This window comes from Tenacibaculum sp. 1B UA, assembly GCF_033978845.1.
Taxonomy (GTDB): domain Bacteria; phylum Bacteroidota; class Bacteroidia; order Flavobacteriales; family Flavobacteriaceae; genus Polaribacter.
In genome coordinates, this window is the sequence record NZ_JAKVUA010000011.1 from 96,900 (window position 1) to 104,315 (window position 7,416).

The window sequence follows — 7,416 nt, forward strand, 5'->3', positions numbered from 1 at the left end:
ATGAATTTTTTATACAACATATTTCTTTTTATCACATCAATATTCCTGCCTCTAATAGCTTTGTTCAACAAAAAAATAAAGCTGTTTTATAAGGGAAGAAAAGAAACATTTTCAAAACTCGCCAGTATTTCTAAAACTGACAAAGTAATTTGGTTTCATGCAGCATCTCTAGGGGAATTCGAACAAGGAAGACCTATTATTCAAGAATTAAAACAAAGTTATAAAAACTATAAAATTGTAGTCACTTTTTTTTCTCCTTCAGGTTATGAAATCAGGAAGAATTATCCACTAGCCGATGTCATTTGCTATTTACCATTAGACACCAAATCGAACGTTAAAAATTTCATCAAACAGGTACATCCAGAAATGGCTATTATGATTAAATATGAATTTTGGCCTAACCTCCTTTCTGAATTAAAAAAGCAAGAAATTTCAACCATTTTAATTTCGGGTATTTTTAGAAAAAAGCAATCCTTTTTTACGTGGTACGGAAGTTTTATGCGTAAAAAATTGACAGCGTTTAATCACTTTTTTGTGCAAAACCAAACTTCAAAAAACTTATTAAACGCTGTCAACTTTAATAATGTAACCATTGCTGGTGATACTCGATTTGATCGTGTAGTTGATATTTTACAACAAGACAATTCTTTAGATTTTATCTCCGAGTTTAAAAATAATCAATATACCGTTATTGCAGGTAGTACATGGAAAGAAGACGAAGAGTTATTGGTAGATCACATTAACAATCATGCTACTGATGACGAAAAGTTTATTATTGCTCCACATAATATTCATCAAAAACAAATAAAAGAACTACAAGACGCTATCCACAAGAAAACTATTCTTTATTCTGAAAAAGATGGCAAAACACTATCCAATTATCAAGTTTTTATTATTGATACCATTGGTTTGCTTACCAAAATTTACTCATATGCTGATGTAGCCTATGTAGGGGGAGGGTTAGCTACTGGTTTACACAATATTTTAGAGCCTGCTACGTACGGCATTCCTGTTATTTTTGGAGGTAATAAATACAATAAGTTTCAAGAAGCTGTCGATTTACTTGAGTTAAGAGGAGCTAAAACCGTTGTAAATACTAACGATTTTTCTAGTAATTTTGCTTTATTGAAATCAGATAAAAAACTAAGAGAGCAAATGGGAAGCGTTAACCACAATTACATTTCAAATAAAGTGGGTGCAACAAAAACCATTGTCACTTATTTAAAAAACACATTATAATGGATTTTATATTACAACCTTGGCCTTGGTATGTATCTGGACCACTTATTGCAATGATACTTTTTTTGTTTTTTTACTTTGGAAAAAATTTTGGTGTATCAACCAATTTAGAAACTATGTGTACAATGGCAGGTGCTGGTAAAGTATCTGATTATTTTAAGAAAGATTGGAAAGAACGTTATTGGGCGATTATCTTTTTAGTTGGTCTATTAATTGGAGGATATATAGCCATTAATTACTTATCTGCTACACCAGGAATTGATTTAAATCCAACGACCATAAGTGAATTAGCTGATTTAGGTTTTATAGATGCTGGAATGACATATGTTCCTAACGAAGTTTTTAGTATAGAGAACATGTTAACATTTAAAGGTTTTAGCATTTTGTTAATTGCTGGAGTTTTAATTGGTTTTGGAACTCGTTATGCAGGCGGTTGTACTTCAGGGCACGCTATTACTGGCTTGAGTAGTTTTCAATTACCTTCTTTAATTGCAATAGTTGGATTTTTTATTGGTGGTTTATTTATGACTTGGGTACTATTCCCTTTAATTTTTGGTTAGAATGAAGAATATAAAATTTTTAATTATCGGTATTGTTTTCGGAATCATTTTATCGAAATCTGAAGCTGTTTCTTGGTATCGCATTTATGAAATGTTTAAGTTTCAATCATTCCACATGTACGGAATAATTGGTTCTGCCGTAGCTCTTTCTATGGTTTTCATGTATTTCTTTAAAAACGGAAAGATTAAAGACTACTTAGGTAATCAAATCAATATTAAAGAAAAGAAAAAAGGTTTTATACGAACTTTAGTTGGCGGTACTATCTTTGGGTTAGGCTGGGCATTAGCAGGTGCATGCCCTGCCCCTATTTTTGTTTTGATTGGACAAGGAATACTCCCAATGATTATTGTGCTCTTAGGAGCTCTTATAGGAGCTTTTATTTATGGTTTATTGAGTAAGAAGTTACCTTCATAATTTACTCTACTTACTTGTTTCTATTTTGGTCTTTAAGCATCTACATCTTTTGATGTTTGTACTAACCCTATTAATAGATTATATAGTATAGGTATTAACTAGTTTTGTATAGTTTTCTTCTAACTTGTTAAGTTTAGCTTGTAATGATTTTTTTAATACCTTTTGTATCTTTCTATTAATTGTTTTTACTTTTTGAATAGATAAAACATTTGTATTAAATACTATAAAACTATTAAGTGTTTTTCTTGCTAGTATTTTAAGTTTACAAAGGCATTTTTACATTTGTTCACCGCATTACTATAAGCTGATTTTGTAGTGGCTACTTTTTCTAACTTTTCTAAGGTAGTAGTGTATCGTTTTCGTTGTGAAAGTTTTTACTTTAAAGTTAATAAATTCGAATTTAAACTGTTTTATCTTTAGGGAAGACCACGCTACTAACTACACATCTTAATTTAATTCTCTAATATAGTGTTTTTCTATTCATTGCTAACTTTAAAACCCTATAAATAAAAACATTTATAGGGTTTTGTGGGGAATAAAATAAGAGGAATTTCATTAATACTGCCTACTTATAGTTAATTAACAATAATAAACTCACTTCTTCTATTAATTTGATGCTCTTTTTCACTACAAGGAACATTATTGGAGCATTTATTAAGTAATTGTGTTTCTCCATACCCTTTAGCTGTTATTCTATCTTTAGAAACCCCATGGTACAAAAGATATTTTTTTGTAGACTCTGATCGTTTTCTAGATAAGCTCATATTAAAGTCATCATTACTTCGACTGTCTGTATGAGAACGTATTTCTACTTTTAACTTAGGGTACTGCTTCATCGTTTCTACTATTTTCTGAAGTTCTACTTCAGCACTAGCTCTTATATTCCATTGCCCATAATCAAAATATACAGGCGGAACATTTAATGTTTTAGCCAAGTCTGTACCTGATAAAAGCTTTGTGTTTTCAGGAGACAATTGAAAGTTGTGTTTTCTATCTTCTTGTAATTCTTTAGAAAAACCATCTGTTGCTTTATATCCTTCTTTCATTACATTTAAAATATAAGCGGGCTTATATGCAACTTCAATATTATATTTCCCATCTTGATTTGTTCGTAAAGTATGTAAAAGTATATTATCTGTATTAAATATCTTAATTACAGTCCCTCTCAAAGGAAAAGCTGATTCTTTATCAGTAACTATACCATGCATACGACTTTTTACAGACACTTCTCGTAGAGGTTTCTTTTCTATAAAACTATAAATATTATCATACCCTTGACCTTTTTCTGACCTATTGGAACTTATAAAGCCTTTACCTTTATAAACAATATAACAGATATCGTCAAAAGAAGAGTTTATGGGTGAACCCACATTTAGCAGCTCTCCTGATGGCTCTCCTAGGGTATTCATTTTGATGAAAAATACATCGTATCCCCCCAACCCAAAATGACCATCTGATGAAAAATATAACTCGTTATTCTCTGAAATAAACGGGAAAGACTCTCTTCCTGGGGTATTTACTTTTTTTCCTAGATTTTTGACCTCTCCTAAACTACCATCTTCTTTTACTTCGGTATAATAAATATCAGTAGCACCTTCTCCTCCTGGACGATCAGACACAAAATAAAGTTTGTTTTCCTGAATATTTAATACTGGATGTGCTGTATTAAATCCATCTTCGTTAATAGAAAGTTCTTCTATATTTCCCCACTCACCTTTATATAGAGTTGCTTTAAATATTTTTAAACGTAATTCACTGCTTTTATTACTTACTTTCGGTGAAGTACGTGTAAAATACATAGTGTTACCATCTTTTGTAAAGCTTGCAGTAGACTCATGGTATTTATTATTAATCTTTCCTTTTAAAAGTGACGGTGTCCCGACAGAATTATTTGATATTTTTACTTCGTATAAATCTAGATAAGGTAAACCATCCCAAGTACTCACTTTATTTCTAGTATTTCTTGTAGATGCAAATACAAATTTATCTTTTCCATATCGACTTAATCCAAAATCGATACCATCTGAATTAAAGGGAACTTTATTTATCCTATAACGTCTTGAATTTGCTTTTATTAACTCTAAGTACTTATCTGTTGTTCTTACAGGACTTTCTTTTACTCCTATTTTGGAAAGATATTGCTCGTAATACTCTTTTCCCAACAAAGCTTTTCCTGATGCCTTTAAAGCTTGCGCGTATCTAAGCTCATAAATTGCTAACTGATGCTTATTTAAGTTAAATAGTTTAGCATACCATTTTACTGCATCTTTATACTTCCCATTAAAGTAATAACTGTCTCCTAAGTTTTGTAATAAGGATTCCGATTTATATCCTTTATTAAAAACTTTTTCGTATATAATAGCTGCTTCAACATAAGCCTTACTAGTAAATGCTTTATTTGCTTTTTCTATTGTTTTTTTTTGGCTATAAGACTGGAAAACAACCGAAATTAAAAGTAAAACAAGTAATTTACTTTGCCGAGTTCTATTGATAAAATACATAATAATTATTTTTTTGATGTAAAATATTAGAAAAATCTAGGGCTAACCACCTTGTTTTTATTTCTGTTAACCGTTTCAAAACGAATAAAAAATTCGTGAGCGCCATTTGTATAATTACCAATATCGGTTAAGTCGTAATCGTAAGCATAACCTAGCATCATCCCTTTAGTTACTTGAAACCCAATTAGACCACTTACTGCACTATCCCATCTATAGGCAGCTCCTAAAGTCAACTTTTCATTAAACAAAAAATTAGCTGACAAATCGGCTGCTAAAGGGGCACCTTCTACTTCTTTTAACAAAAAAGCGGGTTTGAACTTCCACATTGAGCTTAAATCGAATACATATCCCCCTATTAAATAAAAATGAATTCGCTCATTAGCTGTACTTACTGTAGTATCATCATAATGCGTTGTCTTTAACATATTAGGAGCTGAAACCCCTATATACCACTTATCTTCATGTCTTAAGTAAAGTCCCGCTCCTATTACTGGAGAAACCTGTCCGTTTATATTGTTTGAGCTATCAAAAGTAGGGTCATTAGGATTGTTGGGGCTTAATTTGCTAAAATCAACATCTAAAATATTTATTCCTCCCTTTAACCCAAAAGAAAGATAGGTTCCAAAATTGTTAAGAGGCAAAGTATAAGAAAAATCGGCAGCTATGTAGTTCTCTATTGAAATACCTATTTCATCCCTATAAAAAGTGAGACCTGTTCCCAAACGCTCATTGATTGGAGTATTGAATGAAAAATTTAAAGTTCTTGGTGCCCCTTCTATCCCTACCCATTGAGCACGGTACAAACCTGATAAACTAAATACTCCCCGGCTCCCTGCATATCCAGGGTTTACCGTTTGAGTATTATACATATATTGTGTGTATTGCGAATCTTGTTGACCGAATGTTAATTCTGATAAAATTAGCAATAGTATACACAAAGATTTATTCATATTTTTTTTGGTTATATATTTCACGGCTATTTGTTTTTATTTATTATTGTTTATATATATAAAACCAGACTTTTGCAATGTTTTATAGTTTAATTTATCTGAACTAAATTGATAGTCTATAATGTAAAAGTAATTTCCTGTTGGTAAGCCCTTGTCTTTTCCTATTGTGGATCTTCCGTTAGAATAGCCCTTAAACACTTTTTCTTCATTGTTATAGCCCTTTTCTGCATATACTTCAACACCCCAGCGGTTGAAGATTCTAAGTGTATTTTCAGGAAAACAATCAATACCGTCTATCTTTAAATAATTATTGTATGATGAATCTCCTACATTTATGGCATTGTGAACGTCTTCGTCTTTTATTTCACATACCACGTGTATTCTTTGCAAATGCTTTGTGCTGTTACCACAGGCATCTGCTGCCGTCCACTCTCTTACTAACACGTACTGGTTTTCACATTCTCCTGCTTCTTCGTACTCATTTAATGTAATTGTTACCTCAGAGCTTTTATCGATTGCTTTCATTTTTGATGCTTCAGGAATAGCGTCACAGCTAGTATAAAAATCACTAGGTACGTCTCCATTAAAAGTGGGAGCGGTGGTATCTGTCACCGTGATTATCTGATTATGTACTGTTTGTAAACCAGATTTATCGGTTGCAGTCCATTTTCTATGTATGGTATAATTTCCTGTACAGTTACCCGCTGTTATTGTTTCATCAAAACTTACTGTAACCGCCTCGTCACAATTGTCTGTTGCTGTCAACGTTTCTGCTACTGGTATCGTATCTATATTATGCTCTATTACCATATCTTCTGGCATTGTTCCTATAAAATTAGGGGCTATAGTATCTTCTACTCTAATCGTTTGAACCAAGTCGGTAGTCAAGCCACCACAATCGGTCAAGGTATAGGTACGGGTAATAATCAAAGGAAAAGCAACATTTTCTAAACCACCATTATCTGTATCGGCTACTGTAACTGTAACCGCACCACCACAATTGTCTGCTTCGTCAAGTACTGCTGAGGCATCGGCTGCGGGTACTTCACTCATACAAGCGACCGTAATGTCTGACGGTGCTGTTCCTGTAGGTGCTAATGTGTCGTGTACCGTAATGGTTTGTACCAAATCGGTAGTCAAGCCACCACAATCCATCAGGGTATAGGTACGGGTAATGATGAGCGGACTGTCGTTACAACCACTTCCGCCATTGTCTGTATCGGCTACTGTAACTGTAACCGCGCCACCACAATTGTCTGCTTTGTCAAGTACTGCTGAGGCATCGGCTGCGGGTACTTCATTCATACAAGCGACCGTAATGTCTGATGGTGCTGTTCCTGTAGGTGCTAATGTATCATGTACCGTAATGGTTTGTACCAAATTGGTAGTCAAGCCACCACAATCCATCAGGGTATAGGTACGGGTAATGATGAGCGGACTGTCGTTACAGCCACTTCCGCCATTGTCTGTATCGGCTACTGTAACTGTAACCGCACCACCACAATTGTCTGCTTCGTCAAGTACTGCTGAGGCATCGGCTACAGGTACTTCACTCATACAAGCGACCGTAATGTCTGACGGTGCTGTTCCTGTAGGTGCTACTGTATCGTGTACCGTGATGATTTGCACTAATTCTGTCGTTAAGCCGCCACAGTCGGTTAAGGTATAGGTGCGTGTGATTACTAAGGGACTGTCATTACAACCACTGCCGCCATTATCGGTGTCGGATACTGTTACTGTTACTGCTCCGC

At 33.7% G+C, this 7,416-nt stretch carries 6 protein-coding genes; 3 read left to right on the forward strand and 3 right to left on the reverse strand.

What is annotated here, in order from left to right:
* The 3 genes from MK851_RS10090 to MK851_RS10100 are packed head-to-tail and all read left to right on the forward strand — an operon-like array spanning position 1 to position 2,214.
* Positions 1–1,239: a 3-deoxy-D-manno-octulosonic acid transferase gene (locus MK851_RS10090; RefSeq protein ID WP_320243622.1), complete on the forward strand. Its 1,239-nt coding sequence runs from the start codon at positions 1–3 to the stop codon at positions 1,237–1,239.
* Entirely contained in the window at positions 1,239–1,799 is a 561-nt protein-coding gene (locus MK851_RS10095) for a YeeE/YedE family protein (RefSeq protein ID WP_320243624.1), read from the forward strand. Before MK851_RS10090 ends, MK851_RS10095 begins: the two co-directional genes overlap by 1 nt.
* Position 1,800: 1 nt before the next feature.
* A complete protein-coding gene (locus tag MK851_RS10100) occupies positions 1,801–2,214 on the forward strand; it encodes a DUF6691 family protein (protein WP_320243626.1) in 414 nt (137 codons plus the stop codon).
* Positions 2,215–2,789: 575 nt separating this feature from the next.
* On the opposite strand, the gene MK851_RS10105 is transcribed toward MK851_RS10100, so the two are convergent.
* The 3 genes from MK851_RS10105 to MK851_RS10115 form a co-directional block, all read right to left on the reverse strand.
* The gene (locus MK851_RS10105) at positions 2,790–4,715 is read right to left on the reverse strand and encodes an OmpA family protein (RefSeq protein WP_320243628.1); all 1,926 of its coding nucleotides are present in this window, start codon (positions 4,713–4,715) and stop codon (positions 2,790–2,792) included.
* Between the two features lie 26 nt (positions 4,716–4,741).
* Positions 4,742–5,665, reverse strand: a complete 924-nt coding sequence (locus tag MK851_RS10110; protein ID WP_303507954.1) for a type IX secretion system membrane protein PorP/SprF — start codon at positions 5,663–5,665, stop codon at positions 4,742–4,744.
* Positions 5,666–5,701: 36 nt separating this feature from the next.
* Positions 5,702–7,416 (reverse strand): gliding motility-associated C-terminal domain-containing protein (locus MK851_RS10115; protein WP_320243630.1); only part of this gene is annotated, 1,715 nt, incomplete at its 5' end.